This is a genomic window from Sphingomicrobium lutaoense, from assembly GCF_014195685.1.
GTDB classification, from domain to species: Bacteria; Pseudomonadota; Alphaproteobacteria; order Sphingomonadales; family Sphingomonadaceae; genus Sphingomicrobium; species Sphingomicrobium lutaoense.
In genome coordinates, this window is the sequence record NZ_JACICF010000001.1 from 1,157,790 (window position 1) to 1,182,661 (window position 24,872).

A 24,872-nucleotide genomic window follows, 5' to 3' on the forward strand; every position below is an offset into this window, starting at 1 on the left:
CTCTTACACCCCTGTTGGGCACCCACCGGACAGGCGAGCCCCAAGCATTGTTCAGGGGCGATATAGGTGGCCCTTTGCGAACGACAAGGCCGGGGGACCGTGCTAGGGTCGATCCATCGTTGGGGGGACGAAATGATCGAGGCTTTGCGCAGCGGATCATGGCTGACAGCCGAGCGGACGGCGCGGATCGCCTGGCTGTTGCTGGCCGCGCAGGCGCTTGTCCTCCTGGCCATTTTCCTGACCGCCCGGGGCACGATCGACTGGATGGGCAGGCCGCTCGGCACCGATTTCAGCCAGCTGTACGCGGCGGGCCGGATGGTCCTCGACGGACAGGCGGCGGAAGTGTGGGACTGGACCGCGCACGGCCTCGTCCAGCAGGCGGTGCATGGCTCGGACAGGGTCGATCTTTATGGGTGGCACTATCCCCCGCCCTTCCTTCTCGTCGCGCTGATGATCGGGGCGCTGCCCTATCTGCCCGCATTGTTCCTGTGGCAGGGAATGACGCTCGGCGGGCTTGGCCTCCTTTTGCGCCGCACGACCCAAAGGCGTGGAGCGTGGCTTTATCTCGTCGCCGCTCCGGCGACTTTCATCTGCATCGCGCATGGGCATAACGGCTTTCTCACCGCGCTGCTGATGGGAGGCGGACTGCTGTTGCTAGACCGTCGTCCGTTCGTCGCGGGGCTTTTGTTCGGAGCATTGGTCTACAAGCCGCAATTCGCGCTCATCCTTCCCCCTCTCCTCCTTGCTCTTGGAGCGTGGCGGGCGATCGCGGGAGCGGCGCTGTCGAGCCTGCTTCTCATCGCGGTGACGCTGCTTGTCTGGGGATGGCCCGTCTGGCAGGCCTTCGTCGACAGCCTGCCGGTCACGCGCGCGATCATCCTCGAGGAAGGGCGCACCGGATGGTTCAAGATCATGTCGGCCTTCGCCGGGGTGCGCATGCTCGGCGGGCCGGTCTGGCTGGCCTATGGCGTGCAGGCGCTCGTGACGCTCATCGCCATCGTCGCGGTCGTCTGGCTGGCGCGACGGGCGCGACCCGATCTGACCGCAGCGGGCACGGCGATCGCATCGCTGCTCGCGACGCCTTATCTCCTCGATTATGACCTGGTGCTACTGCTGGTCGCGACCTTTTTCCTGTGGCGCGATGTCGAGCGGCAGGGTGCCCTGCCCTATGACCGGAGCTTCATCGCGCTCCTGTGGGCAGCGCCCCTGTTCGCCCGGCCGCTGGCCATCGCCGCGTCCTTGCCGCTCGGTCAGATCACGCTCCTGGCGGCGCTCGCCATGACGCTTCGCCGAGCCGAAATGCGACGAAACGATAATCCAGCAAGTTAACGCAGATTGTGTTTTTTATCATTTTCGGCTATAGGCCGAACTGTCAGCTAGACGCTGTAATTCGTTGCTTTCTCCGCCTAGCGCATTGCCCCCAGCCAAGGAGATGGCCGTCATGATCGAATATGGATTTATCACCGCCTACAACAGCAAGCACCATGTCGGGATCATCAAGCCTGACGAGGGTGGCGAGGAATTGCTCGTCACGGTGAACGATCTGAAAAGCAGCGGACTGGAAAATCTCGCTCGAAAGCACCGGGTCGCCTTCGAACGGGTCAAGGACGATCGCGGCCGCGAACATGCAGCGCATATCACGGTGCTGCAGTATCCGCCGGTGTCAACCGAGGAACGGGAACGGTTCGATTACCAGCGTTGCCTCGAACATTCGATCAAGCTGGGATTCTGATACGCTCCCCCTCGATCAGGGCATGGCCATGCCGCCGTTGACGTGGATCGTCTGGCCGGTGACATATCCTGCCTCGTCCGAAGCGAGGTAGGCGACCGCCGCGCCGATATCCTCGCCGCTGCCCATGGCACCCATCGGGATTTTCGAAAGGATCGCTTCGCGCTGCTTGTCATCGAGCGCGTCGGTCATCGCCGAGGTCATGAAGCCCGGCGCGACGCAATTTACCGTGATGTTGCGGCTGGCGACTTCCTGCGCGAGCGCCTTCGACATGCCGACGAGGCCCGCCTTGGAGGCGACATAGTTCATCTGGCCCGGATTGCCGGTCTGTCCGACCACCGAGGAGATGTTGACGATGCGGCCGCCGCGGGCGCGCATCATCGGCTTCACCGCGGCGCGCATCAGGCGGAAGCTGGCTTCCAGATTGACCTTGATGACGTCCTGCCATTCCTCGTCCTTCATCCGCATCGCCAGATTGTCGCGGGTGATGCCGGCATTGTTGACGAGGATGTCGAGCTTGCCGAGCGCTTCGACGGCGCGCGGGACGAGTCCGTCCACCTCTTCGGCATCCGACAGGTTGGCGACGAGGGTGACATGGTCGCCGCCCAATTCCTTCGCGAATTTCTCGAGCTTTTCGGCATTGGAGCCCGACAGAGCGAGGCGTGCGCCCTGATTGGCAAGCGCCTTGGCGATGGCCGATCCGAGGCCGCCCGATGCGCCGGTGACGAGAGCGGTCTTACCTTCGAGTGAAAACATCTTCCTAAAGCTCCTTCGCGAACGCTTCGATATCGTCCATGCTCACGATGCTGACCGTTTCGGCGTCGGGGACGATCTTCTTGACCATCGGCCCGAGCACCTTGCCGCCCAGTTCGACGAATTGGGTGACGCCCGCATCGGCCATCGCGGCGACGCTTTCGCGCCAGCGTACGCGGCCCGTGACCTGGCGCACCAGATTGTCGCGGATGACATCCACTTCGCGCACCGGTTCGGCGGTGACATTGGCATAGAGCGCCGCCGAGGGCGGGCGCATTCCCGCCTCGGAAAGCGCGACCGCCATGCGATCGGCAGCGGGCTTCATCAGGCTGCAATGGAAAGGCGCCGAAACGGGCAGCTTGATCGCGCGCTTGGCGCCCATTTCCCTGGCCCGTTCGACCACCCGGTCGATTGCCCCGGCATGGCCCGAGAGCACCACCTGCCCTGGGTCATTGTCGTTTGCGACTTCGCAGACTTCGCCTTCCGAGCAGGCTGCGGCGATTTCCTCTGCCTTGGCGATGTCGACGCCGAGCAGCGCGGCCATCGCGCCCATGCCCACGGGCACCGCTTCCTGCATCGCGTTGCCGCGGATGCGAAGAAGGCGGGCGGTGTCGGCAAGGTCGAACGTATCGGCGCCGCACAGCGCCGAATATTCGCCGAGGCTGTGGCCCGCGACGAAATCGCCCTTGTCGGCCAGGTCGATGCCCATCGTGCGCAGGACGGCGATCGAATGGGCCATGATCGCGGGTTGGGCGTTGGCGGTCATGGTCAGCTCGTCGGCGGGACCTTCGGCCATCAGCTTGAAGAGATGCTGGCCCAGTGCCTCGTCGACTTCGCCGAAGGTGTCGCGGGCGGCGCTGCTGGCACCGACCAGTTCGACACCCATGCCGACTTTCTGGCTGCCCTGACCCGGAAAGATGAATGCACGCATAGTGGCTCCCCTAGTTCGGGCGGGGAGCTAGACCGGAGCGCAGCCGAGCGCAAGGCATCAGCGCATCGTCATGCCGCCATCGACCATATATTCGCTGCCCGTGACATAGGAGGCCTCGTCGGAGAGCAGGAATGCGGCGACCGCCGCGACCTCGTCGGGCTTGCCCCAGCGAGCGAGCGGGACCGAGCCGAGGATCCATTCGGCGACGCCCTCCATATCCTCCTCGCCCATCCCGCTTTCCTCGGCATAGCGGTCGAAGAAGCCGGTTTCGATGGGGCCGGGCGCGACCGCGTTGACGCGGATTCCGCGCGGCGCCAGTTCGCGCGCCCAGTTGCGCGCCATCGAGGCGTTGCTGGCCTTGGTGGCGGCATAGACCGAGCCAGCCGCCATGCCCGCGTGGGGCGCGACCGAACTGGTCATCAGCACCGCGCCGCCATCCTTCATGAGAGGCGAGAGCTCGTTCATCTGGAGAACGGGGCCGCGGACATTGACGTTCATCATATGGTCGAAATCCTCGGCGCTGGTGTCGCCGACCGGGGTCTGGCCGCCATAGCCGGCATTGAGATAGACCGCGTCGAGCGTGCCGAAGCGTTCCTTCATCTCGCTGGCAAGCGCGCCGGCGGCGGCAGGATCGGCGGCATCGTTGACGATGAGCAGCGCATCGTCGGGCAGATGCGGCCGTGCGCGGTCGAGGCTGGCTTCGCTGGTGCCGGTCACCGCGACCTTGCCCCCTTCGCTCGCGATCCGCGCGGCGGTGGCGAGGCCGATGCCGTTGGTACCCCCGGTGACCAGCACGTTCTTGCCTTCGAAGCGGTTGCTCATGGTCCATTCTCCTTCAGTTTCGGGGGCTCCGGCAGGCGGGCCTGCGGCAGGAGGCGGCGCAGGCGGGTCGCGAAACTGCGCAGGCAGACTTCGCTTTTCCCCAGCGGGCCCGGCTCATAGGCATCATCTTCCATGCCCGCCTGCACGCGCTCGATGAGCAAAGTGTCCTCGGCATTGACCTGCCGGTTGATGCGCCAGTTGAGATAGCGCGCGGCCTTCATCTCGCGCCGCTCGTCGGGAAGCGCATAGCTGATTTCGCGGATCACCGTTTCGGTCGCGCTGACGGGGAGGAACTGCATGAAATCGACCTGGTCGGGGTAGATGTCGAAGGCCACGTTGGGAAACAGCTTGAAGTAGAGCCATTTGCGCCGGTGGCTGGTCGGGAGGTGCGGCGTGTCGGGCAGGAAATGCTGATAGGCGCGTTCGGAGAGATTGGCCGAGGGCGTGTCGCGCAGATCGCCTTCCATCTTGTCGACAAGATCGTTCGCTTCGATCGCATAGCTCTTGCCGAAAAGACGGGTGAGGCCCGGATGGCCGACCGGGATGTGCAGACCGTCCGAATAATTGTCGGCGATGGTCTTCCAGTTGAGGCGGCGCGGGCGCAGCGTGACGCGGCCGATCGGTTCCAGGTCGGCAAGGCGGTAGGGCGCGATCTCCTGTTTGTATGGTGCCATCATCTCGGCAACGCCCGGCGCGCCGGGTTCGAGCGTTACGAAGAAAAAGCCGTGCCACTCTTCGAGCGCGACGGGCTTCAACGCCAACCCGTCCGCGTCGAGATCGGGATAGTCGTCGCGATGGGGCACTCCGCGCAGCGCGCCGTCGCGGCCATAGCTCCAGCCATGATAGGGGCAGGTCAGGACGCGCGCGCAACCGCCTTCGTCATCGACGAGGCGCGATCCGCGATGGCGGCAGAGATTGTGAAAGGCGCGCACCTTTCCATCGTCGCCGCGCATGACGATGATGCTGGCGCCGAGATAATCGAGCTTTCGCCAGTCGCCGGGATGCGCGATCTCGCTTTCGTGGCAGACGATCTGCGGCGCGACGCGGAGGAAAGCGGCCTTTTCCGCCTCGAAGAAGCGTTCGTCATGATAGACCCAGCCGGGAAGGCTGAGATCTTCGAACGGATCGCGCTCGATCGCCCTGTTGCCGCGCAGGCTTTCCATTCCAAGGACTTGCCATTTCTCGGCAATTCCGGCAATGGCGCGCCTGCAGATCACCGCGGGAGCGATTCCGCGGGGACTTTCTGCATGAAGTGAAGACGACAGCCGGAGGGGCGTTTCGCATGGTGCGGCGTCAGCGATCGGCCAAAAAGAGAGAATGTTCATGCCGTTTTACGAGCATGTCTTCCTCGCGCGTCAGGACCTTGCCCAGGCACAGGTCGACACGCTGACGGAAGACGCTTCCAAGATCATCGCCGACAATGGCGGCAAGGTAGTCGAAACCGAGAGCTGGGGCCTCAAGAGCCTCGCCTACAAGATCCAGAAGAACCGCAAGGCGCACTTCGTGATGATGCGTCTGGACACTCCGGCCGAGGCGATTGCCGAGCTGGAACGCCAAACCCGCATCAACGAGGACATCGTCCGTTACATGACCATCAAGGTCGACGCCCATGAAGAAGGCCCGTCGGCGATGATGCGCAAGAACGACCGTGACGGACGTCGCGGCAAGCGGGGGAATTAATCATGGCACGACCCTTTTTCCGTCGTCGCAAGAGCTGCCCCTTCTCGGGCAACGAAGCGCCGGTCATCGACTATAAGGACGTCCGCCTGCTCCAAGGGTTCATCTCCGAGCGTGGCAAGATCGTCCCGTCGCGCATCACCGCAGTTTCGGCCAAGAAGCAGCGCGAACTCGCCAAGGCGATCAAGCGCGCGCGTCACATCGGCCTCCTGCCCTACATCGTGAAGTAAGGAGGACTGACCCATGGATGTGATCCTGCTTGAACGCGTCGAGAAGCTGGGCGCCATCGGTGACGTCGTCACCGTCAAGAATGGCTATGCCCGCAACTATCTCCTGCCCAACAAGAAGGCCCTTCGCGCCAATGCCGCGAACAAGGCCATCTTCGAAGCCAACCGCGAGCGTATCGAAGCCGAAAATGCCGAGAAGCGCACCGCTGCCGAAGCCGAAGCCAAGAAGATGGAAGGCACCACGCTGATCCTGATTCGCCAGGCTTCGAACACCGGCCAGCTCTACGGTTCGGTCTCGACCCGCGACATGGTCGCCGGGATGGCCGACAAGGGCTTTTCCATCGAGAAGAGCCAGGTCCAGCTCGTGCGTCCGATCAAGTCGATCGGCATGCACGACGTGACCATCGTCCTGCACCCCGAAGTGCAGGTGACGGTCAAGGCCAATGTCGCCCGTTCGCCCGAGGAAGCCGAACTGCAGGCGCAGGGCGTCGATATCCTCGCGCAGATGTTCGAGGAAGAACAGGCTGCCATCATCGGCAGCGAAGGCGAAGAGCCCGTGCTCGAGCCCGGCCAGGTCGTGACCGAGGAAGGCGAGATCGAGCCTGCCGAAGGTCCGGCGGCCGAGGAAGTCGAAATGGTCGAAGCCGCTCCCGAAGGCGAAACTGCCGAGGAAGCTGGCGAAACCGGCGACGAGGAAGGCAAGGAAGAAGCCTAAGCGCTTCTTTCGCCGACTGGAAAAGAGGCCGTCCGGGACCATCCCGGGCGGCCTTTTTCGTTCGGAACATGGCGCGCGTCTGGCCGGTTGGTGATGCGAAAGGAGTTTTTCACATGACCGACACGGACAAGAAGAGCGACAAAAAGGGCGATACCGCCAACGAAGAAGCCCCTGCCCTTCTCAACAAGGATCGCATCGACGCGCTCGACACCGAGAATTTCGATGCCGTCGATTACCAGGAAGACGGCCAGGGTGGCCCCAAGAAGGGCCTCGAGAAGGAATATAAGAAGGAAAGCTAACTGCGGGCGGGCTCAACCCGGTGGGCGGGCACCTGCCGGGCCAATGCCGCCATCAATTCGTCACGCAACTGGCGGGTCGCCCCCGAGGGCGATACCGCCAGTTCGCGTTCGAGCCGTGCGCAATAGTCGCGATAATCGCGTTCGACCTGCGCGCTTTGCCCCGCCTGATAGTGCGCGAGCATCGCATAGCGGACGAATTCCTCGTTAAGAGGCTCGAGGCGCTGGAGGCGGCGCACCAGCGCGACCATCCGTCCCCCCAGTCCTGCTGACAGCGCACCGCGCAGTTCACGCACCGCGGCGGCAACGACCATGTCGCGGATGCGCATCCGTTCATAGGAAAGCCAATCGTCGAATTCGGGACTGATGCCATCGAGATCCTCGAAAGGCTGCCATTCGCTGTCGGCCCGTTCGGCATCATGCAGCCCGCCCATCCGGACATTGTGCTGGTCGAGGCGGACGTGGAAGCGGTCGGCGACGATCGGGGCGGCCTCGCGGTCGGAGGCGCGGCGGATATCGAAGATCGCCTGGCGCAGGCTGGCGCGGGCCTGCGGCTCGGCACGGTCGCCCCATAGAAGCCCGGCAAGCCGTTCGCGGGCGATGGTTTCGCCCGGGCGGCTGGCGAGATAGGCGAGCACCGCGCAGGCCTTCCGGCTGCCCGGCGTAGCATCGCTTTGATGGTGAAGATCGGTGAGGCGGAAACTGCCGATCAGGTGGACCTGCCAGCGTTCGCCGCGGGACGGCACGGACTTTCCTTGAACCAATGCGCCCATGTGACTCCCTGTCTTCGGGCCCGCCGATCCAGCGGGAAAAGCGGGCAAGGAAAGGAGAGATAGCGGCTCGGCGAGCCCAAGGCCGCACTTCTTCGACGAAGCGGCGCGATGCTCCTGCGATCATCGTCAGCCCGGTGGGATTCAAAGAAAAGCCGGGAGGCGGATCCGGAGACCCGCCTCCCGGCCGCGCTCTTCCGCAGCGAGCGGGAAGTCAGCGCGCGCGAAGAACGATGGCGGCCTTGGCGGCAATGACATTGCCGGCCAAACGGGCTTCCTGGAGCCGGTCGAGCTGTCCGAGGCCGTCATTCTTGGCATGGTTGTAGCAGACGCGCTGGGCGGCCTTCATGCCCATCGGTTCGACATTGCCGCTGATGCAGAGATCGCGCGCCGCGCTCTTGATGCGCCACTTCAGAAGCGAGACATCCTCGCTACTCGACAGGTCGAGATCATAGTGAAACACCTCGGCAGTCGGCAGGCCTTCGTCGCCATAGATGGTGACCTCGTCCTGTGCGGCGGCAGGCACGGCCATGAAGGCGGCGGCGCCCAGCATCGGAATCAACTTGTTCATTTCCCTCTCTCCTTTGATCGCGGAACACCGGAACTGGGGAGAACCGGTCGCTTTCACGCCTAGGAGAGAGGGGTGAAACGCCCATCGGCGGGGCGTGGCGCCTGCGTCAAATCGCCGTCAATAAGGCGTTGGCGATCACCGGATACGATAGAAATCGGCGACCCGGTCGAGCGCGAGGGTCAGTATTAGCTTGCCCGCGCGGGCGGGCCAGCCGAGCGCGGTCTCGGCCTCACGCATCCCCTCGCCCGCGCAGACGATCCGCCAGAGGATATTCTTGAGGCCCGGTCCGGCGGCAGCGACCGCCTTTTCGAACCGGGCACGGGCATCGAGCGCGCTGTTCGACAGGTCGACGCCGCCGCCCGCACCGCCGCGACCGCGCGCGACCGGTGCGGCATCCCAGGCCATGGTGACACGCTGCGAAAGCTGGCTTCGCTCCCAGTCGGAACGCAGCCTTTCGCCCGCATCATATTGGCGATCGGAGATATGGCCGCGCGAATGGAGCCAGCCGAGCGGGCTTTCGAGCCGGTTGACCGTCACGCTGCGCGCGCGGGCGCGGCGCCTGCCCCCGACGGTTTCACCTTCGATTGCGCGTTCCTCGAGCATCCGCACCGTCGATCCTTTTTGCATGGCCAGCCTTTCCTTCCCTCGAATTAGAGAAAGGGGCTTGCCATGTTGGCGCATCTGTAGGACAGAAGAAAAACCAAATCGGTTAATAGATATTCAACGGAAGGGGCTCGGGCGGTGATCAGTCGGATCAGGGAAGTGAGGAAAGCGAAGGGGATGACGCTGGATGACGTGGCACGCGCCTGCGAGCCGCCGACGACGCCGCAGACGGTGGGGCGGCTCGAGACCGGGATGCGCACGCTGTCGGTGGATTGGCTCAACCGCATTGCCGGTGCGCTGGGGGTCGATGCGAGCCTGTTGGTAGATCATCCCGAGCGCGAGGATGTCGCGGTGGCGGCGACGCTGGGCCCTTCGGGAGCGCAGGCGCCGCGCAAGGCGGGGATCGTGGTTCCGCCCAGCCCTTCGGGCGACATCGTGGCGGTTACGGTGGATGCGGGGATCGGCGATTATCGGGCGGGCGATGCCATCTGGTGCCGCAAGCTTGCGCAGGAGGATTATGCCAGCGCGCTCAACCGCGACGTGCTCGTCCCCCGTCCCGCGGGGCGGTTCATCTTCGGGCGGTTGATCGGGCGCGAGGGCGACCAGCTGCTCATCCTTCCGCCCGGCGCCGGCGCGCGGCAAAGCGTGGTCAAGGATCCGCCCTGGATGGCGGCGGCGGAGACGCTGGTGCGCGCGCTCTAGCGCGAACGGGTTTCGCCGTCGCTGACGCCCGCGCCGCGGACGTTGGACAGGGTTTCGAGTTCGCCGCGGCCGTCGCGCTTCGGGATGGTGTTGAAGGTGCCGTTCGTTTCGAGCACCACTGCCGCGACCTCGTCGAGCCGGCCATAGCCGCCCGAACGCAGCACCTGGAGCAGTTCGCCGCGCGTCAGCCTTTCTTCTCGCAATGCGTCTTCGTCGATCACGCCGTCGCGCAGGAGGACACGCGGACAGGCCCGGATCATCGTCTGGAACTTGTGCGAGCGCACCGAAAGCCAAGTCACGAGCGTCTGCATCGCGAGGAGGAAGACGAAAGCAGCGATGCCCTGCCCCAGCGAGAGGTTGGTGCCGGTGAGGATGCCCGCGAGCACCGAGCCGACCGCCACGGTCACGACCAGATCGAAGGCGTTGAGTTTGGCGAGGCTGCGTTTGCCGCCGAGGCGGAGAAAGAAGATGAGAAGCGCGTAGGAAGCGAGCCCGAAGGTGGCGACGCGCAGGAGATCCTGTGGATCAGGGATGATCATGCAAGCTCAACGACCGGCGCCGCGAGAAGTGCCGCGGCGCCGGTGATGCCGTCGCCTCAGGCGGGCTGGTCTTCCTCGACCTTGAGCGCGCCGCGCTTGATCTGGTCGCGTTCCATCGATTCGAACAGCGCCTTGAAATTGCCTTCGCCGAAGCCTTCGTCGCCCTTGCGCTGGATGAATTCGAAGAAGACCGGGCCCACCTGCGCTTCGGCAAAGATTTGCAGAAGCAGGCGGGGCTGGCCATTCTCGATGGTGCCGTCGAGCAGGATGCCGCGCGTCTTGAGCGCCTCGACATCCTCGCCATGGCCGGGAAGCCGTTCGTCGAGCATCTCGTAATAGGTTTCGGGCGGGGCGGTCATGAAGGGCACGCCAAATTCCTTGAGGCGGTCCCAGCAGGACACGAGATCGTCGCATATGAGCGCGATATGCTGGATCCCCTCGCCATTGAATTCGCGCAGATATTCCTCGATCTGACCCTTGCCCCCTTCGCCTTCCTCGTTGAGCGGGATGCGGATCTTGCCGTCGGGCGCGGTGAGCGCCTTCGAGGTCAGGCCGGTATATTCGCCCTTGATGTCGAAATAGCGGATTTCCTGGAAGTTGAAGAGCCGTTCGTAATAGTCGGCCCAAAAGGCCATACGGCCATTATAGACATTGTGGGTGAGGTGATCGATGCGCAGGAAGCCCGCGCCGACGGGGTTACGATCGACCCCTTCGAGATAGTCGAAATCCACATCGTAGATGGTAAGGCCGTCGCGTTCCTCGTCGCGGTAGCGATCGACCAGATAGATATGCGCCCCGCCAATGCCCTTGATCGCCGGGATGTAGAGCTCCATCGGGCCCACTTCGCTTTCGACGGGCTGCGCGCCGCGTTCAATGAGTCCGGCATAGGCAGCCGCCGCGTCATGGACGCGAAATGCCATGGCGCAGGCACCCGGGCCATGTTCCTGCGCGAAGAAGGAGGCCGCGCTGCCCGGTTCGTAATTGGCGAGAAGGTTGATGCCGCCCTGCCGCCAGAGCTGCACGTCCTTGGAGCGATGGTCGGCGATGTGGGTGAAGCCCATGGCCTTGAAGACCGGTTCGAGCAGTCCCTTTTCCGGAGCGGTGAATTCCACGAATTCGAAGCCATTGAGCCCGATGGGATTGTCGAACAGATCTGCCATGTCTTTCTCCTGAATTGTCGAGGGGACTTGCCCTGAGGCGTCCGGCCTGTCACCTTGTTGCAAATTACAACAAGTTGTTTTGACAACTTTATAGAGGGACGGCCCATGGGAGTCAATTCGAGCGGCGAGGTGATCCGGCTGGATGGCTTCCTGCCCTACAAACTCATCCTCCTTGCCGACCGGCTATCGCGCCGCATTACCTCGATCGCGCGCGAGGAAGGCGATCTGACCCTGTCCGAATGGCGGGTCATGGCGGCGGTCGCCGACCGGCCGGGGCGGACCGCCAATGAAGTGGTCGCGATCACGCCGATGGACAAGGGCGTGGTCAGCCGGTCGGTGCGCACCCTGATCGATCGGGGGCTGCTGCGGCGCGAGGCCTCCGACGCCGACGGGCGGCTGGCGCATCTCTACCTCACCGATGCGGGAGGCAGCGCCTATGAAGCGGTGGCGTCGAAGATCCTGCTGGTCGATCGCCAAGTGCGCGAGGCGCTGCCCGAGGAGGGCTATGGCGCCATCGAGAAGGGCCTGGACGAAATGCTCCGCACATTGCGTTGAGCCGCAGATTATCGGGGAAAATGGTGGGCGGTGACGGGCTCGAACCGCCGACCCTCTCGGTGTAAACGAGATGCTCTACCAACTGAGCTAACCGCCCTCCGGCGGCTGCCATTTGGCAGGTTCGTCCAGCGAGTTCAATGGGGCAATTGCCGCTCGTGCGGTATGCGGTCGGCATGGGGCGGTTCGGGCTGGGTGACGATGGCGAGGACCAGCCCGCTGGTCACCGCGTAGATGAAGGCGCCGTCCATCGAGGCCTGCCCCAGCGGGGTCTGCCACATCTGGAACAGCGCCCCGCCAATGGCGAGGAAGAGGCCCAGCCAGATGAACAGCATCAGCCCCAAACCGATGATCGCCGGGCGTTTCGAGGCGTTGAACGCGCTCACCGTGCCATGGTGCGACATGCCCATGCGCACTGCGCCGATGAGCGCGAGGAGGCCGGCAGCGATTTCGAGGAAGATGATCGTGCCGAGCGCGATCCAGACGATCGTGGGGCTGGTGATCGGGGCGATGAGGCTGTCGGGATAGGCTTCATGGCCTTCCATCGCGAAGACCGCCGCGACATAGCCATAGGCCTCGTCGAGATTGACGATATTCTGTAGCCCGTAGAACAGGGCCTGCAGGCCAGCCGCGATGACAAGCAGCATCTTCATCAGGCGAATGCGCATGTCCCCTCCCCCATCGGCCGGCAGGATAATGCAATTCGCGCGATTCACAAAGTCGTTACGCAATCGCATTGAAGGCAATGCAAACGCTTTGGCAAAGATCAGGCCGCGAGCTGACCGTCCAGGGCAGCGAAATAGCGGCGCATCGACGCGCTGGCCTCAGGGCTGAGTTCGATGAAGATGCGGCGACCGTCATGAGGATCGGCACGGCGCACGAAGATGCCCTTGTCGGTCATCGCCTTCATCCAGCGGAGCGCGGTGGTCGCGGGCACCGATGCGGCGATGCACAGCGAGGATACGGGTACGCGGTGCTGCGCGATTTCCGCGGCGAGCAGGTCGAGCAGCATGTCCCAGGCCGGATCGGCGAACAGATCCTTGTCGAAAAACTCTTCGCGCAGGCGGCGCGCGCGGATCGCGGCGCGGACCTGTTCGGCTCGAACATCGGGCACGTTACCGCCGGGCGCGGGCGCCGAGAGGCCGCTGCGCGGCGAGGGAGGCTCGGTCATGCGCGAGAGCGTGGCGGCGATGCGGGCGACCTCTTCCGAAAGCTGGCGCAGCCGTTCGCCTTCGCCTTGGCGGCCCACGTCATGAACCGAGCTGTTCTCGCGTGCGGCCATCAGGGCCAGTGCGACCAGCCTTTCCTCCCTTTCAGGGGCGATCGCCAGTTCGACATCGGGGGAATCGATGCGCGCGGCAAGAAGGTCGAGAAGCGGTTTGGGTGCGACGATGGTCGCGGGGCGAGCGGTGTCAGCCCTGTTGAAAGCGGTGACGAAGCGTTCCAGCCGGTCGGGATCCTCGCGCGTGATCTCGATCCACACCGGCCCCGACAGCATGGCGGCATCGACATCGTCGAAACGATAGACCGGGCCAAGAGGATGACCGGCCTCGCGGATGAAACGGGCGACCTCGCGGCTTTGCCGGTCGTCGTCGGCAATCATCTGGATCGGACGGCGCGTGCCCGTGGCATAGGAAAGCTGGTTCATGGACCTGTTCCATATTGGTGAGGGACGCCAAGCAATTCGGGGCCCCTATGTGAACCGAGCGAGCGAACCCTAGGCAAATCGGATCGGCTTGCCCAGTGGGTGAGTCCGATATGGATGAATTAGCAAGGGAGCGGATACCGCGTCCCCCTAGCAGGGCGACGATGAACATTCTTGACCCCATGATCTGCGGCGCCGAGCGGCGCGCGCGCTGGCTGGCCGAGCTGGAGACTGCGCTCGAGCAATGCCAGATTCTTTCCGACCAGCTGGCCCGCGAACATCCTTCTTCCGAGGAAGTGGCCGAAACCCGCCAGCGGATTGCGAGAGCCCGGGAAAGGGTCGAGGAAATCCGCCGCGCCCGGCCGACCGCGCGGCCATTGGCTGACGATGCGCGCATCTATGTCGAATTGGCGACCTGGCGCGGCAATCTGGACTGAAGCCGCTCAGACCCCCTGCGGCAGATCGCCTCCGCCGCCAAAAGGCTCCATATAGGATGCAATAGGCGGGGCTTCCCAACCCGAGGTCGCGCAGAAACCGGGGTTGAAATAGGATTTCTTGCCATATCGGAGCGGCTGGCCATCGGGGCCGTCGCACCGGCCGCCCGCGGCGATGAGGATGGCATGACCCGCGGCGGTATCCCATTCCGAGGTCGGCCCGAGGCGGGGGTAGATATCGGCGTCGCCGCTGGCGAGGATGCCGAACTTCAAGCTGGAGCCCACTGCGCGCTGTTCGATCGCTTCGCCCGGGAAGGCGCGTTCGAGATAGTCGGCGGCGCCTTGGGTGAAATGGTTCTTGCTGGCGAGCGCGACCATCGGCGAAGCGCGCTCCCGCACATGGACGGTGCGGCGGCCCGCCTCGTCCTCGCAGATCGCCTTTCCGCCATGATGCGCGATCCACAGCCGATCGGTAGCGGGCGCGTAGATCGCGCCGAGGCTGGGAATGCCGTCCTCGATGAGGCCGATGTTCACCGTATAATCGTCGCCGCCCTTGATGAAGCTCTTGGTGCCGTCGAGCGGATCGACGAGGAAGAAGCTGCTGCCATGATCGGGGACGATGCCCTTGGCGAACTGCTCCTCGGCGACCACCGGCACGCCAGGCGCGTGGCGGGCGAGCGCCGCCAGCACCACCGCCTCGGCGGCATGGTCGGCATCGGTGACGGGCGAGGCGTCGATCTTCTTTTGCGCGGTGAAGCCCTTGCGGACCACCTCGAGAATGGCGGCGCCCGCTTCACGCGCCGCTTCGCCCAACTGTTCGGCCAGCACGGCGCTGGCGATGTGGATGCGGGGCTCCGCCACCCTTTGCGGCCGCGCCCTAGCGCGGGGCCATGCGGATGCCACCGTCGAGCCGGATCGATTCCGCATTGAGATAAGGGGTTTCGCAGATGAAGGCGGCGAGATCGGCATATTCCTCGGCCTTGCCGAGGCGCTTGGGGAAAGGCACCTGCGCGCCCAGGGCGTCCTGCACCTTTTCGGGCATCATCGCGACCATCGGGGTCTTGAACACGCCTGGCAGGATGGTGTTCACGCGCACCCCGTCATTCATCAGGTCGCGCGCGATCGGCAGCGCCATCGCCAGTACGCCGCCCTTCGAAGCCGAATAGGCAGCCTGGCCGATCTGGCCGTCCTCGGCCGCGACGCTGGCAGTATTGATGATGCAGCCGCGTTCACCGTCTTCCATCGGTTCGAGACCCACCATGCCCTGCGCCGAATGGGCGATACAGCGGAAGGAGCCGATGAGATTGATGTTGATCGCCAGTTCGAACTGCACCATCGGGTAGAGCAGCCGTTCGCCGGTCTCCTTGTTGGTGCCGACCGTCTTGGCAGCATTGGCGACGCCCGCGCAATTGACGAGGATGCGTTCCTGTCCGTTGGCGGCGCGGGCCTTTTCGAAGCCCGCCTTCACGCTGTCGTCGCTGGTCACATCGACTTCGCAGAAAGTGCCGCCGATATCGTCGGCGACTTTCTGTCCGGCGTCGGCGTTGCGATCGAAGATCGCGACCTTCGCTCCCTTCGCGGCCAATTTGCGGGCGGTGGCTTCACCGAGGCCCGACGCGCCTCCCGTTACGACTGCTGCGACACCTTCGACATTCATGCCTGTTTCTCCACTTTTGCGAGCAGCGCATCGACCTGGACCTGTTGTCCTTCGCTGGCGCTCAATTCGCTGACGACGCCGTCGAACGGCGCGGTCAACCCATGTTCCATCTTCATCGCTTCGAGGGTCAGCAAGCGCTGCCCCTTCTCGACCTTGTCGCCTTCGGCGACGTCGACGCTGGTGACCTTGCCCGGCATCGGTGCGACGATCGCGCCGTCACCCGCCGCCGCAGCGCCCGATCCCCGGATGCCCAATGCGAATTCGGTCGCTTCGCCTTCGTAGAAGACCACGACCCGCGCGTCATCGCGAAATCCCGAGGCCGCGGCGAAATGGTCGCCTTCGCGCAAGGTGATATTTCGCGTGTCGCCCCGGTGCGTCAGCGCCACCCGCGAAGCGGCGTCGCGATTGAGCCGGAAACCCGCGAGCGGCGAAGGCTCTTCCTCGGCGAGCGCGATCATCGCGGCGGCTTTCCAGACGAGATGGTCCGGCGCGCTGCCCGGAATGAGGTCATCCTCATGATCGGCGATGAAGCTGGTGTCGAGGTCGGCCTCGACGAATTGAGGATGAGTCACCGCGCGCGAGAGAAACGCCGCGTTGGTGCGCACCGGCCAGACCTCGAGATTGTCGAGGATGGTCGCGAGGCCCTCGATGGCATCGCTCCGCGTTTCGCCATGATGGATGAGCTTGGCGATCATGGGGTCGTAATGGGGGCTGACTTCATCGCCTTCCTCGACCCCGGTTTCGATCCGGCCCATTTCGCCCAGGTCGAAATGGTCGAGCCGCCCGGTCGAGGGAAGGAAACCCGTCGAGGGATCCTCGGCATAGAGCCGCGCCTCGATGGCATGACCGTTGATCGACAGTTCCTCCTGTGCGAGCGGAACCTTCTCGCCCGCGGCAGCGCGCAGCTGCCATTCGACAAGATCGACGCCGGTGATTTCCTCGGTGACGGGATGTTCGACCTGCAGGCGGGTGTTCATTTCCATGAACCAGATGCGGTCGGCGCGCAGCCCTTCGGAGGCATCGGCGATGAATTCGACCGTTCCCGCGCCTTCATAGTCGACGGCCTGGCCCGCGCGGACCGCCGCGGCGCAGACGGCCTGACGCGTTTCCTCGTCCATGCCGGGCGCGGGCGCTTCCTCGATCACTTTCTGGTGGCGGCGCTGGAGCGAGCAGTCGCGTTCGAACAGGTGGACGACATTGCCATGACTGTCGCCGAACAGTTGCACCTCGATATGGCGCGGGCTTTCGATCCATTTTTCCAGAATGACGACATCATTGCCGAAGCTGCTGGTGGCTTCGCGCTTCACGCTGGCGAGCGCGTCCTTGAAGGCCTTGGGATCGTCGACCTTGCGCATCCCCTTGCCGCCGCCGCCCGCGACCGCCTTGATGAGGACGGGGTAGCCGATCTTGTCGGCTTGCTTTGCCAGATGGTCGGGGGACTGGTCCTCGCCCATATAGCCCGGCGTCACCGGGACGCCGGCGTCGGCCATGAGTTTTTTCGCAGCATCCTTGAGGCCCATGGCGCGGATGCTTTCGGGCTTCGGGCCGACCCAGATCAGCCCTGCGTCGATGACCGCCTGCGCGAAATCGGCATTTTCCGAGAGAAAGCCATAGCCGGGATGGATGGCTTCTGCGCCCGCTTCCTTCGCCGCCGCGATGATCCTGTCGCCCTTGAGATAGCTTTGCGCGCTGGGCGCGGGGCCGATGCAGACCGCTTCGTCGGCCATGCGGACATGGAGCGCCTTGGCATCGGCTTCCGAATAGACAGCGACCGTGGCGATCCCCATGGCGTGCGCGGTGCGCATGACCCGGCAGGCGATCTCGCCGCGATTGGCAATCAGGAGCTTTTCAAACATGGGCCTCGCTTATCGGGCGCAGCGCCCGCGGTCTAGGGGGCGCAGCTTTCGGGGAAGATGTCGCCGCGAACGGTCACTCCGCCGCGCATTCCGCCGAGCGGGTTCGACCAACTGTACCAGCTTTCGGCGGGGTTGAAGCCCATCACGATGAAGCTCGCTTCCTGCCCGGGTCCGAGCCGACCGACCTCGCGGTCGGGCAGCGCAATCTCGATCCCGTTGGTGGTGGCGATTTCGACCAGTTCCTCGCCCGAGAAAAGGCCGGTGGAGTGAAGCACCGCCAGTTCGGATAGCGCGGTGGCACCGCCGCGATCCGCGCCCGCGCCGAAACGCACACCAGCGTCCTTCATCAGCTTCAGATTATGCCGCCAGATGTCCCTCGCGGCTTCCAGATCCTCGCCGAACAGCGCGTTAAAGCCGACCGCCAGCGTGGGGATGACGAACACGCCATTGTCCGCCGCGATGCGCGCATCCTCGGGCGTGAGCATCAGCCGTTCCTCGGCTTCGCCGCGCGGCCAGGCGCCGGGCATATGGACGAGCGCGAAGACATCTTCCTCAACCGCGAGGCGGAAGTCCGCGCGGCTGTTGACATGGACGATGGGGTGAAGACCCGCTGCCTTGGCATGACGCACCGCCGAGCGGAAATTGTCGGGGGTCAGACCGTCGCTGTCGGGCTGGTCATGGTGAGTGAGGTAGAGCTTGATATGGCTTGCGCCCTGCCGCTTGACCTCGGCGACCGCGGCCCTGGCATCGGCATCGCTGGCGACCTCATGATAGGCCTTTCCGGCGAGATCTTCCTTTTTCATCCGGTAGACGCCCCAATCGACCAGGTTTTCATACAGGGGACGCGGGTGGCCGCCGGGGCCGGTCAGTCCGCCGCCCGTATAGCTGCCGTCAACGGTTGCGGCACTGGCGGGAAGAGCGTCGTCGAAACGGATATTGTTGGGGTTGAGGACATAATAGATGCCCTGGTCGAGATAGTCCGAATGGCCGCGTGCGCCGCCGGGGCGCGGCTGGTCGATCATGTGGGTATGCACATCGGCGATCGGCGGGAGGAGGGTCCAGCGTGCGGCGTCGATCCGCTCGGCATCCTGGGGGACGTCGGCGACGAAGCGCCCGCCGGACAGGGCGAGATCGCGCTTTACAAAGCCTGAACCGGTGAAGACATTGGCCCCTTCGAGGACGAGTTCGCATCGGGACGGTTGGGCCTGCGTGGCGGCGGTCAGCGCGATCAATGCGGTCGTCAACATGGCTTTCGTCTCCTATCGGTTGCGGGCTGAGGATCAGCGCTCCTCCCTGGCGATATCGGCGCAGCGGTCGGGCGGGACCATGGTCATGCTGATGGTCGCGACCTTCCAGGTCATGCCGCGCTGGACGAGCGTGAGATTGTTGGTACCGCAATGGCGGCGCTCGCCCCCGACGTAGAAGGCATAGGGCACCCAGACCTGCGCCAGCCCGCCGTCCTGCAGCACCTTGGGCATGCCGAGCGGTTCATGATGGTCGGGCGCGGGTTCGAGATGGTCGAGCAGCGCGGTCATCGTGCGGATGCGTACGCGCGGCTGCCCCGCTTCCCGCTCGTCGACGACGATGAGCTGCGCATCTTCCTCCATGAGCGCCGAGGCGGTGACGGCATCGCCCGTCGCGACCGCTTCGATGACGACCTTCGCCGTATCGAGGATGGCGTAGGGATAGGCCCCCTCGGCGGGGGGTGGCATCGATGCGATCAAGAGGCTGGCGATCATTTTGCTACATCCTGAAAATGCCGAACTTCGGCTGGTCGGGAACGGGCGCGTTGAGGCAGGCGGCAAAGGCGAGGCCGAGCACGTCGCGGGTCTGCGCCGGGTCGATGATGCCATCGTCCCAGAGCCGCGCGGTGGCGTGCCAGGGATTGCCTTCATCCTCATATTTCTGGCGGATGGGGTTCTTGAATTCCTCGGCCTCCTCGGGCGTCCACTTGTCGGCGTCGCGATGGACCGTGGCGAGCACCGAGGCGGCCTGTTCGCCGCCCATCACCGAGATGCGGCTGTTAGGCCAGGTGAAGAGGAAATTGGGGCTGTAGGCGCGTCCCGCCATGCCATAATTGCCCGCGCCGAAGCTGCCGCCGATGAGGACGGTGATCTTGGGCACCTGCGCGGTCGCCACCGCCGTGACCAGCTTGGCGCCATGCTTGGCGATGCCTTCGGCTTCATATTTGCCGCCGACCATGAAGCCCGAGATGTTTTGGAGGAAAAGCAGCGGGATCTTGCGGTGCGCCGCCAGCTCGATGAAGTGCGCGCCCTTGCGCGCGCTTTCGGAGAAAAGCACGCCATTGTTGGCGAGGATCGCGACCGGCAACCCGTGGATATGGGCAAAGCCGCAGACCAGTGAGGGGCCGTAAAGAGCCTTGAACTCGTTGAACTCGCTGCCGTCGACCAGCCGGGCGATCACCTCATGCACGTCATAGGGCGCGCGCACGTCCTCGGGGATGATCGAATAGAGTTCCTCGGGGTCATATTTGGGCGGGCGCGGTTCGCGATAGTTGAGATCGTCGTTCTTCGCGCCCTGGGGCACGGTCGAGAGGATGTCGCGAACGATGGTCAGCGCATGTTCGTCATTCTCGGCAAGATGGTCGACCACGCCCGATTTCTTCGCGTGGAGCGCGCCGCCGCCGAGATCCTCGGCCGAAATTTCCTCGCCAGTCGCGGCCTTCACGAGCGGCGGGCCCGCGAGGAAGATGGTGCCCTGTTCCTTCACGATGACGCTTTCATCGCTCATCGCCGGCACATAGGCGCCGCCCGCGGTGCAGCTGCCCATCACGCAGGCGACCTGGGCGATGCCCTGCGCCGAAAGATTGGCCTGGTTGTAGAAGATCCGCCCGAAATGGTCGCGGTCGGGAAAGACCTCGGCCTGGTGCGGCAGGTTCGCACCGCCGGAATCGACGAGATAGATGCAGGGCAAGCGGTTCTGCATCGCGATTTCCTGCGCGCGCAGATGCTTCTTCACCGTCATCGGATAATAGGTGCCGCCCTTCACGGTGGCATCGTTGCAGACGATCATCGCCTGCCGTCCCGACACGCGGCCGATGCCCGCAATCATCCCCGCGCCCGGCACTTCGCCGCCATACATGTCGCAGGCCGCGAGCTGACCGATCTCGAGGAAAGGCGAGCCCGGGTCGAGGAGCCGTTCGACGCGCTCCCTCGGGAGGAGCTTGCCGCGCGAGACATGGCGTTCGCGATGCCGTTCGGGACCGCCCTTGGCGGCCTCGGCGACATCGGCGCGCAGCCGCTCGGCGAGTTCACGGTTATGTTTGGCCCGCGCGACGGCGTCGGGCGCGGAAAGATCGATCTTGCTGTCCAGCGTCGGTGCACTCATGGCCAAGCTGACTAGCGGCTCGGCAAGGGCTTTCCAAGCTATTCGCTGACCCGCGCGTCGCCGAGCGTCATCAGATAGTCGAGCAGCGCCTCATTTTCACGCTCGGTGAGCGCGGAGAGGTTGCGCGCCGCGACATAGCGCATCACGCCATGCGCGCTGCCATCGGGACGGGTGCCGGTGCGCAGGACCATCGCCAGTTGCTCGCGCCCCTTCTCAGCGATGCGGTCGATGGGAGGCGCCGCTGTCCCGCCGCCCAGAGCCGCGCCATGGCATTCGGCGCAGGTCACCGCGGCGATGTAACGGCCCTTGGCAAGCGCGGCGCCCCGGTCGGGAGGCATATGCTCGGCATAGCGTTTCACCTGCGCCGGCCCCTTGTCGAGAATGCCATAGCCGAGCAGCGCTTCGGTCGCCGGGCCGTCGGCGGGCAAGGGCCAGTCGCGACCTGCCGGGCGGAGCGTGCGCAGGAAGGCAATGAGCGCCTTCATGTCGCGGTCGGACAGCCGTTGAAGGGTGCGAGCGGGCATGTACCAGAGCGCGTCGCGGCGCGGATGGACACCTTCACGGAGCAAGGCTTCGAGTTCGCGGTCGCCGAGTGCCGAAACCCGGCGCGTGAGGTTGGAGGCGAAGATGAACCCGCCGTCGGGATCGTCCGAATAGGAGCCGCCCTGATAATCGGCGCCATGGCAGCTGTTGCAGCCGAGCACGGTGCCGAGCCGTTCGCCGTGGCGGACCGGATTGCCCGACGCTCCGTCGAAACTGGCCTGCGCCAAGGGGATGGCGCGGTCCTCGAGTGCATAGTTGCATCCGGCGGCGGCCAGGCCGACCGCGACGATGATGGCGATCCCATTCTTCATTTTCCACCTCCCCTTCGTGCCCGCGACCCTAGCCTTGGCGCAGCCCTACGGGCATTGACGGGGATCAAGCCTTATTGCGGCGCGGTGGCGGTGCGCGGCGGTTCGCCGGCGCGAGCGGCGCGGGCCTTCACATAGGCGATGATCGCATCGCGTTCGCGCTCGGTAAGGTGCGAGAAATGCTCGACCCCGACGAAGCTCATCAGCCCGAGGTCGCGGCCATCCTTGCCTACCCCTTCGGTGAGGAGCTTGCGCAATTCATCGTCCGAATAGGCCGCCGCGATCGCGAGGTCGGGCGCGAAGTCGCCGGTCCCTTCGAGCGAGGGGCCGTGACATTCGGCGCAGGTAGTGGATGTGAGGTAGCGGCCCCAGCGATGCTCGGACCCGAGGTCGGGCATCTGCGCCTCGGCGAACTGGCGCACTTGCGCGCTGCTGCGTGACAGTTCGCCGGTTTCCACCATTTCGCGCGTGATGTCGGTGAGGCGCGTGGGCGGCGTCGGCTTGCCCGCTTCCTCGAGCGTGCGCAAATAGGCGATGAGCGCATCGAGATCGGGGTCGCTCACGCGGCTGATGACCCCCGAGGGCATGAGCCACATTTCCCCGCGCATCGGGTGGATGCCCTTGACCAGCAGGCGGCGTAACGCGCGGTCGTCCATCTTGGGCAATTCGGTGGTGAGGTTGGAGGCGTAGATGCCGTCGAGTTCGGCCTCGAATTCGCCCATGTTGCCGCCTTGCAGATTGGGCCGGTGACATCCCTTGCAGCCGAGCACCGATGCCAATCTTTCGCCATGAGCGATCCGTGCCGCTTCGCCAGTGGCATCGGCACCGTCGAACTTGAGCGCCGCTTCGCGAAGCGAGGCATCGCCGCCGCCCGCGCCAATGTCGTTTTCGGCCGAACAGGCAAACAGGCTGGTGGAGGCCAGCAGACAAAGAAAATGCCGCATCGCGCTGCTCCTTCATCGGAAGCGCGGAAAATAACACAGGTTAATCCCGCTCGCCATCGGATTCGCTTCGGGCACGATGCGCCGTGCACCGCCCGGGCATTGCCAAGAAAGCTGATCCATGTTTAATTCCATTCCCTCTTCGATTGTCGAAGAAGGGAGCATCTGATCATGCACAAGATGGTGTTGATCGGCGCCCTCGGCGCCCTGTCCTGCGTCTCCCCTGCCCTGGCCGATCCCGGCGAACCCAGCCTGGAAGCGGTGAAGGCAGCGACCGAACGGTTCAAGGATATCAATGTCGCGCTGGCCGAGGGCTATGTTCCGGATCCGATGAACATGTGCGAGACCGCCGTGCACATGGGCCGCGACCCCGCGCTCGGCGCGATGGGCATCCATTATTTCCGGCCCGACCTCCTCGGCATTTCCGAACCGCCCAATCCGCGGGTCAACGGCAACGGCACCCACACCGATTTCCTGAACCCGTCGATCCTGATCTACGAACCTCAGGCGGACGGGAGCCTCGAACTGGTGGCGGTGGAAAATCTCGTCTTCCAGGAAGCCTGGCATGCGCTGGGACATGACGGCCCGCCGTCATTCCACGGCGTTGCGTGGGACGCGATGGCGGACGATCCCGAGACCGAGATCGACGAAGCGCACATGTTCGAGCCGCATTACGACCGCCATGTCTGGATCTATCGCGAAAATCCCAACGGGGTCTTCGCGCCCTTCAATCCGGCGGTGCGGTGCGACTTGCAGCAGGCCGAGGAAGTGGCCGCGGGCGACTAGTTGCCCGCGCCGACCAGTTCGCGCCCGATCAACATGCGGCGGATCTCGTTGGTCCCCGCACCGATGTCGAGCAGCTTGGCGTCGCGCATATAGCGTTCGACGGGCCAATCCTTGGTGTAGCCAGCGCCGCCCAAAGCCTGCACCGCTTCGCCCGCGACCTTGAAGGCGCTTTCGGACGCGAGAAGGATCGCGCCCGCCGCGTCGAAGCGCGTGGTCTTGCCCGCGTCGCAATTCCGGGCGACCGTATAGACATAGGCGCGCGCCGAATTGAGCGCGACATACATGTCGGCGATCTTGGCCTGGATAAGCTGGAAGCTGCCGATCGGCTGGCCGAACTGCTTGCGCTCCCGGACATAGGGAAGCACAACATCGAGGCAGGCTTGCATGATGCCGAGCTGGATGCCCGAGAGCACCGTGCGCTCATAGTCGAGGCCGCTCATGAGCACCGCGACGCCGCCGTTGAGCGGGCCCATCACTCGATCTTCAGGCAGGAAGCAGTCGTCGAACACCAGTTCGGCGGTCGGACTGCCGCGCATGCCGACCTTGTCGATCTTCTGGCCGATCGAGAAGCCTTCATCGCCCTTTTCGACGAGGAAGGTGGTGATGCCCCGTGAGCCGTCGCCGGTCTTGGCATAGACCACCAGCGTGTCGGCATGGGTGGCATTGGTGATCCAGAACTTCGTGCCGTTGAGGCGGTAGCCGCCATCGACCTTTTCGGCCTTGAGCTTCATGCCGACGACGTCGGAGCCCGCACCCGCTTCGCTCATCGCGAGGCTGCCGACATGTTCGCCCGAGATGAGCTTGGGCAGATATTTGGCCTTCTGCTCGGGGCTGGCCCATTTGGCGATCTGGTTGATGCACAGATTGGTGTGCGCGCCGTAGGAAAGTCCCACCGAGGCCGAGGCCCGCGCGATTTCTTCCTGTGCGATGACATGTTCGAGATAGCCGAGACCCAGCCCGCCGTCTTCCTCGCTGACGGTGATGCCGTGGAGACCCAGTTCGCCCAGTTGGGGCCAGAGCTCGACCGGGAAACGGTCGTTCTCGTCGATTTCGGCGCCGATGGGTTCGATCCTGTCCATCGCGAAACGGCGCGTGGTGTCGCGAATGGTTTCGGCCATTTCGCCAAGCTGGAAATCGAGGCCGGGCATGTCGTTCATGGTGCAAATTCTCCTGTTCGCTGCGCCGCCTAGCACCGCTTGGCTCGCGGCGACAAGACGTTGGCTAGACCCCTGCCCGCCCGACCGGCAATTGAACCTCGGCGGCCTCGGGCCTATGTGCACTGCAACACGATTTAGCGGAGACCCGAT

The 24,872-nt window shown here is 64.6% G+C and carries 30 protein-coding genes and 1 tRNA gene; 10 read left to right on the forward strand and 21 right to left on the reverse strand.

The window, feature by feature from the left end:
* Positions 1–132 precede the first annotated feature (132 nt).
* Positions 133–1,329, forward strand: coding sequence for a glycosyltransferase family 87 protein (locus FHS50_RS05640; RefSeq protein ID WP_183933372.1), 1,197 nt, complete (start codon positions 133–135; stop codon positions 1,327–1,329).
* 103 nt (positions 1,330–1,432) lie between these two features.
* Positions 1,433–1,732, forward strand: a complete 300-nt coding sequence (locus FHS50_RS05645; RefSeq protein WP_183933373.1) for a cold shock domain-containing protein — start codon at positions 1,433–1,435, stop codon at positions 1,730–1,732.
* A 15-nt stretch (positions 1,733–1,747) separates the two neighbouring features.
* Here the strand turns inward: FHS50_RS05645 and fabG are convergent, their stop codons facing one another.
* From fabG to FHS50_RS05665, 4 genes are read right to left on the reverse strand one after another with little or no spacing between them, the layout of a single operon-like run.
* Positions 1,748–2,485 (reverse strand): 3-oxoacyl-[acyl-carrier-protein] reductase, encoded by a 738-nt coding sequence (fabG, locus tag FHS50_RS05650; RefSeq protein WP_183933374.1) that lies wholly within the window; start codon positions 2,483–2,485, stop codon positions 1,748–1,750.
* Between the two features lie 4 nt (positions 2,486–2,489).
* Positions 2,490–3,413, reverse strand: a complete 924-nt coding sequence (gene fabD, locus FHS50_RS05655; protein WP_183933375.1) for an ACP S-malonyltransferase — start codon at positions 3,411–3,413, stop codon at positions 2,490–2,492.
* Positions 3,414–3,470: 57 nt separating this feature from the next.
* Positions 3,471–4,235 (reverse strand): SDR family oxidoreductase, encoded by a 765-nt coding sequence (locus FHS50_RS05660; protein WP_183933376.1) that lies wholly within the window; start codon positions 4,233–4,235, stop codon positions 3,471–3,473.
* Entirely contained in the window at positions 4,232–5,398 is a 1,167-nt protein-coding gene (locus tag FHS50_RS05665; RefSeq protein WP_183933377.1) for an aromatic ring-hydroxylating oxygenase subunit alpha, read from the reverse strand. The genes FHS50_RS05660 and FHS50_RS05665 overlap by 4 nt, the downstream gene beginning before the upstream one ends.
* Positions 5,399–5,558: 160 nt before the next feature.
* On the opposite strand from FHS50_RS05665, the gene rpsF reads away from it, so the two are divergent.
* The 4 genes from rpsF (at position 5,559) to FHS50_RS05685 (ending at position 7,153) form a co-directional block, all read left to right on the forward strand.
* Entirely contained in the window at positions 5,559–5,915 is a 357-nt protein-coding gene (gene rpsF, locus FHS50_RS05670) for a 30S ribosomal protein S6 (RefSeq protein WP_183933378.1), read from the forward strand.
* A 2-nt stretch (positions 5,916–5,917) separates the two neighbouring features.
* Entirely contained in the window at positions 5,918–6,142 is a 225-nt protein-coding gene (gene rpsR, locus FHS50_RS05675; RefSeq protein WP_183933379.1) for a 30S ribosomal protein S18, read from the forward strand.
* A 13-nt stretch (positions 6,143–6,155) separates the two neighbouring features.
* The gene (gene rplI, locus FHS50_RS05680; RefSeq protein ID WP_183933380.1) at positions 6,156–6,854 is read left to right on the forward strand and encodes a 50S ribosomal protein L9; all 699 of its coding nucleotides are present in this window, start codon (positions 6,156–6,158) and stop codon (positions 6,852–6,854) included.
* Between the two features lie 113 nt (positions 6,855–6,967).
* Complete coding sequence (locus tag FHS50_RS05685; RefSeq protein ID WP_183933381.1) at positions 6,968–7,153, forward strand: hypothetical protein; 186 nt, start codon at positions 6,968–6,970, stop codon at positions 7,151–7,153.
* Here the strand turns inward: FHS50_RS05685 and FHS50_RS10830 are convergent.
* The 3 genes from FHS50_RS10830 to FHS50_RS05700 form a co-directional block, all read right to left on the reverse strand.
* Complete coding sequence (locus FHS50_RS10830; protein ID WP_183933382.1) at positions 7,150–7,896, reverse strand: AfsR/SARP family transcriptional regulator; 747 nt, start codon at positions 7,894–7,896, stop codon at positions 7,150–7,152. The two genes, FHS50_RS05685 and FHS50_RS10830, sit on opposite strands and share 4 nt — an antisense overlap.
* A gap of 238 nt (positions 7,897–8,134) precedes the next feature.
* Positions 8,135–8,491 carry a UrcA family protein gene (locus tag FHS50_RS05695; RefSeq protein ID WP_183933383.1) on the reverse strand — a complete coding sequence of 119 codons (357 nt, stop codon included), beginning with the start codon at positions 8,489–8,491 and terminating at the stop codon, positions 8,135–8,137.
* A 135-nt stretch (positions 8,492–8,626) separates the two neighbouring features.
* The gene (locus tag FHS50_RS05700; RefSeq protein ID WP_407696052.1) at positions 8,627–9,118 is read right to left on the reverse strand and encodes a DUF6456 domain-containing protein; all 492 of its coding nucleotides are present in this window, start codon (positions 9,116–9,118) and stop codon (positions 8,627–8,629) included.
* Positions 9,119–9,232: 114 nt separating this feature from the next.
* On the opposite strand from FHS50_RS05700, the gene FHS50_RS05705 reads away from it, so the two are divergent.
* Positions 9,233–9,796, forward strand: a complete 564-nt coding sequence (locus FHS50_RS05705) for a helix-turn-helix domain-containing protein (protein WP_183933384.1) — start codon at positions 9,233–9,235, stop codon at positions 9,794–9,796.
* On the opposite strand, the gene FHS50_RS05710 is transcribed toward FHS50_RS05705, so the two are convergent.
* Both FHS50_RS05710 and hppD read right to left on the reverse strand, forming a co-directional pair.
* Positions 9,793–10,335 (reverse strand): DUF421 domain-containing protein, encoded by a 543-nt coding sequence (locus FHS50_RS05710; RefSeq protein WP_183933385.1) that lies wholly within the window; start codon positions 10,333–10,335, stop codon positions 9,793–9,795. The genes FHS50_RS05705 and FHS50_RS05710 overlap by 4 nt on opposite strands.
* A gap of 56 nt (positions 10,336–10,391) precedes the next feature.
* Positions 10,392–11,495, reverse strand: coding sequence for a 4-hydroxyphenylpyruvate dioxygenase (gene hppD / locus FHS50_RS05715; RefSeq protein ID WP_183933386.1), 1,104 nt, complete (start codon positions 11,493–11,495; stop codon positions 10,392–10,394).
* 105 nt (positions 11,496–11,600) lie between these two features.
* Here hppD and FHS50_RS05720 point away from each other — a divergent pair, with 105 nt between their 5' ends.
* Positions 11,601–12,050: a MarR family winged helix-turn-helix transcriptional regulator gene (locus FHS50_RS05720; RefSeq protein ID WP_183933387.1), complete on the forward strand. Its 450-nt coding sequence runs from the start codon at positions 11,601–11,603 to the stop codon at positions 12,048–12,050.
* 21 nt (positions 12,051–12,071) lie between these two features.
* Here FHS50_RS05720 and FHS50_RS05725 read toward each other — a convergent pair.
* The 3 genes from FHS50_RS05725 to FHS50_RS05735 all read right to left on the reverse strand — a co-directional run bounded on the left by FHS50_RS05725 (position 12,072) and on the right by FHS50_RS05735 (position 13,695).
* Positions 12,072–12,147: transfer RNA gene (locus FHS50_RS05725), tRNA-Val, on the reverse strand.
* A 37-nt stretch (positions 12,148–12,184) separates the two neighbouring features.
* A complete protein-coding gene (locus tag FHS50_RS05730; RefSeq protein WP_183933388.1) occupies positions 12,185–12,715 on the reverse strand; it encodes a DUF2165 domain-containing protein in 531 nt (176 codons plus the stop codon).
* Between the two features lie 98 nt (positions 12,716–12,813).
* Positions 12,814–13,695: a MarR family transcriptional regulator gene (locus FHS50_RS05735; protein WP_183933389.1), complete on the reverse strand. Its 882-nt coding sequence runs from the start codon at positions 13,693–13,695 to the stop codon at positions 12,814–12,816.
* Positions 13,696–13,856: 161 nt separating this feature from the next.
* Here FHS50_RS05735 and FHS50_RS05740 point away from each other — a divergent pair, with 161 nt between their 5' ends.
* Entirely contained in the window at positions 13,857–14,129 is a 273-nt protein-coding gene (locus tag FHS50_RS05740) for a hypothetical protein (RefSeq protein WP_183933390.1), read from the forward strand.
* Positions 14,130–14,135: 6 nt separating this feature from the next.
* Here the strand turns inward: FHS50_RS05740 and cysQ are convergent, their stop codons facing one another.
* The 8 genes from cysQ to FHS50_RS05780 form a co-directional block, all read right to left on the reverse strand.
* On the reverse strand, positions 14,136–14,987 hold the full coding sequence (gene cysQ, locus FHS50_RS05745) for a 3'(2'),5'-bisphosphate nucleotidase CysQ (RefSeq protein WP_221184835.1): 852 nt from the start codon (positions 14,985–14,987) through the stop codon (positions 14,136–14,138).
* A 16-nt stretch (positions 14,988–15,003) separates the two neighbouring features.
* Positions 15,004–15,783 carry an SDR family oxidoreductase gene (locus FHS50_RS05750; RefSeq protein WP_183933392.1) on the reverse strand — a complete coding sequence of 260 codons (780 nt, stop codon included), beginning with the start codon at positions 15,781–15,783 and terminating at the stop codon, positions 15,004–15,006.
* Complete coding sequence (locus tag FHS50_RS05755) at positions 15,780–17,639, reverse strand: acetyl-CoA carboxylase biotin carboxylase subunit (RefSeq protein WP_183933393.1); 1,860 nt, start codon at positions 17,637–17,639, stop codon at positions 15,780–15,782. The genes FHS50_RS05750 and FHS50_RS05755 overlap by 4 nt, the downstream gene beginning before the upstream one ends.
* A 32-nt stretch (positions 17,640–17,671) precedes the next feature.
* A complete protein-coding gene (locus FHS50_RS05760; protein WP_183933394.1) occupies positions 17,672–18,886 on the reverse strand; it encodes an amidohydrolase family protein in 1,215 nt (404 codons plus the stop codon).
* A gap of 33 nt (positions 18,887–18,919) precedes the next feature.
* On the reverse strand, positions 18,920–19,378 hold the full coding sequence (locus FHS50_RS05765) for a hypothetical protein (RefSeq protein WP_183933395.1): 459 nt from the start codon (positions 19,376–19,378) through the stop codon (positions 18,920–18,922).
* Between the two features lie 4 nt (positions 19,379–19,382).
* Positions 19,383–20,987, reverse strand: a complete 1,605-nt coding sequence (locus FHS50_RS05770) for a carboxyl transferase domain-containing protein (protein WP_183933396.1) — start codon at positions 20,985–20,987, stop codon at positions 19,383–19,385.
* Between the two features lie 38 nt (positions 20,988–21,025).
* Positions 21,026–21,841 carry a c-type cytochrome gene (locus FHS50_RS05775; protein ID WP_183933397.1) on the reverse strand — a complete coding sequence of 272 codons (816 nt, stop codon included), beginning with the start codon at positions 21,839–21,841 and terminating at the stop codon, positions 21,026–21,028.
* Between the two features lie 71 nt (positions 21,842–21,912).
* Complete coding sequence (locus FHS50_RS05780) at positions 21,913–22,782, reverse strand: c-type cytochrome (protein ID WP_183933398.1); 870 nt, start codon at positions 22,780–22,782, stop codon at positions 21,913–21,915.
* 168 nt (positions 22,783–22,950) lie between these two features.
* Between FHS50_RS05780 and FHS50_RS05785 the strand changes: the two genes are divergently transcribed.
* Entirely contained in the window at positions 22,951–23,565 is a 615-nt protein-coding gene (locus FHS50_RS05785) for a hypothetical protein (protein ID WP_221184836.1), read from the forward strand.
* Here the strand turns inward: FHS50_RS05785 and FHS50_RS05790 are convergent.
* Positions 23,562–24,713 carry an acyl-CoA dehydrogenase family protein gene (locus FHS50_RS05790; RefSeq protein ID WP_183933917.1) on the reverse strand — a complete coding sequence of 384 codons (1,152 nt, stop codon included), beginning with the start codon at positions 24,711–24,713 and terminating at the stop codon, positions 23,562–23,564. The two genes, FHS50_RS05785 and FHS50_RS05790, sit on opposite strands and share 4 nt — an antisense overlap.
* Positions 24,714–24,872 lie beyond the last annotated feature (159 nt).

Coding starts and splice junctions, on each gene's coding strand:
- FHS50_RS05640 (WP_183933372.1), top strand. CDS start 133: ATGATCGAGGCTTTGCGCAGCGGATCATGGCTGACAGCCGAGCGGACG.
- FHS50_RS05645 (WP_183933373.1), top strand. CDS start 1,433: ATGGCCGTCATGATCGAATATGGATTTATCACCGCCTACAACAGCAAG.
- fabG (WP_183933374.1), bottom strand. CDS start 2,485: ATGTTTTCACTCGAAGGTAAGACCGCTCTCGTCACCGGCGCATCGGGC.
- fabD (WP_183933375.1), bottom strand. CDS start 3,413: ATGCGTGCATTCATCTTTCCGGGTCAGGGCAGCCAGAAAGTCGGCATG.
- FHS50_RS05660 (WP_183933376.1), bottom strand. CDS start 4,235: ATGAGCAACCGCTTCGAAGGCAAGAACGTGCTGGTCACCGGGGGTACC.
- FHS50_RS05665 (WP_183933377.1), bottom strand. CDS start 5,398: ATGGAAAGCCTGCGCGGCAACAGGGCGATCGAGCGCGATCCGTTCGAA.
- rpsF (WP_183933378.1), top strand. CDS start 5,559: ATGCCGTTTTACGAGCATGTCTTCCTCGCGCGTCAGGACCTTGCCCAG.
- rpsR (WP_183933379.1), top strand. CDS start 5,918: ATGGCACGACCCTTTTTCCGTCGTCGCAAGAGCTGCCCCTTCTCGGGC.
- rplI (WP_183933380.1), top strand. CDS start 6,156: ATGGATGTGATCCTGCTTGAACGCGTCGAGAAGCTGGGCGCCATCGGT.
- FHS50_RS05685 (WP_183933381.1), top strand. CDS start 6,968: ATGACCGACACGGACAAGAAGAGCGACAAAAAGGGCGATACCGCCAAC.
- FHS50_RS05695 (WP_183933383.1), bottom strand. CDS start 8,491: ATGAACAAGTTGATTCCGATGCTGGGCGCCGCCGCCTTCATGGCCGTG.
- FHS50_RS05700 (WP_407696052.1), bottom strand. CDS start 9,118: ATGCAAAAAGGATCGACGGTGCGGATGCTCGAGGAACGCGCAATCGAA.
- FHS50_RS05710 (WP_183933385.1), bottom strand. CDS start 10,335: ATGATCATCCCTGATCCACAGGATCTCCTGCGCGTCGCCACCTTCGGG.
- hppD (WP_183933386.1), bottom strand. CDS start 11,495: ATGGCAGATCTGTTCGACAATCCCATCGGGCTCAATGGCTTCGAATTC.
- FHS50_RS05720 (WP_183933387.1), top strand. CDS start 11,601: ATGGGAGTCAATTCGAGCGGCGAGGTGATCCGGCTGGATGGCTTCCTG.
- FHS50_RS05730 (WP_183933388.1), bottom strand. CDS start 12,715: ATGCGCATTCGCCTGATGAAGATGCTGCTTGTCATCGCGGCTGGCCTG.
- FHS50_RS05735 (WP_183933389.1), bottom strand. CDS start 13,695: ATGAACCAGCTTTCCTATGCCACGGGCACGCGCCGTCCGATCCAGATG.
- FHS50_RS05740 (WP_183933390.1), top strand. CDS start 13,857: ATGAACATTCTTGACCCCATGATCTGCGGCGCCGAGCGGCGCGCGCGC.
- FHS50_RS05750 (WP_183933392.1), bottom strand. CDS start 15,783: ATGAATGTCGAAGGTGTCGCAGCAGTCGTAACGGGAGGCGCGTCGGGC.
- FHS50_RS05755 (WP_183933393.1), bottom strand. CDS start 17,639: ATGTTTGAAAAGCTCCTGATTGCCAATCGCGGCGAGATCGCCTGCCGG.
- FHS50_RS05760 (WP_183933394.1), bottom strand. CDS start 18,886: ATGTTGACGACCGCATTGATCGCGCTGACCGCCGCCACGCAGGCCCAA.
- FHS50_RS05765 (WP_183933395.1), bottom strand. CDS start 19,378: ATGATCGCCAGCCTCTTGATCGCATCGATGCCACCCCCCGCCGAGGGG.
- FHS50_RS05770 (WP_183933396.1), bottom strand. CDS start 20,987: ATGAGTGCACCGACGCTGGACAGCAAGATCGATCTTTCCGCGCCCGAC.
- FHS50_RS05775 (WP_183933397.1), bottom strand. CDS start 21,841: ATGAAGAATGGGATCGCCATCATCGTCGCGGTCGGCCTGGCCGCCGCC.
- FHS50_RS05780 (WP_183933398.1), bottom strand. CDS start 22,782: ATGCGGCATTTTCTTTGTCTGCTGGCCTCCACCAGCCTGTTTGCCTGT.
- FHS50_RS05785 (WP_221184836.1), top strand. CDS start 22,951: ATGCACAAGATGGTGTTGATCGGCGCCCTCGGCGCCCTGTCCTGCGTC.
- FHS50_RS05790 (WP_183933917.1), bottom strand. CDS start 24,713: ATGCCCGGCCTCGATTTCCAGCTTGGCGAAATGGCCGAAACCATTCGC.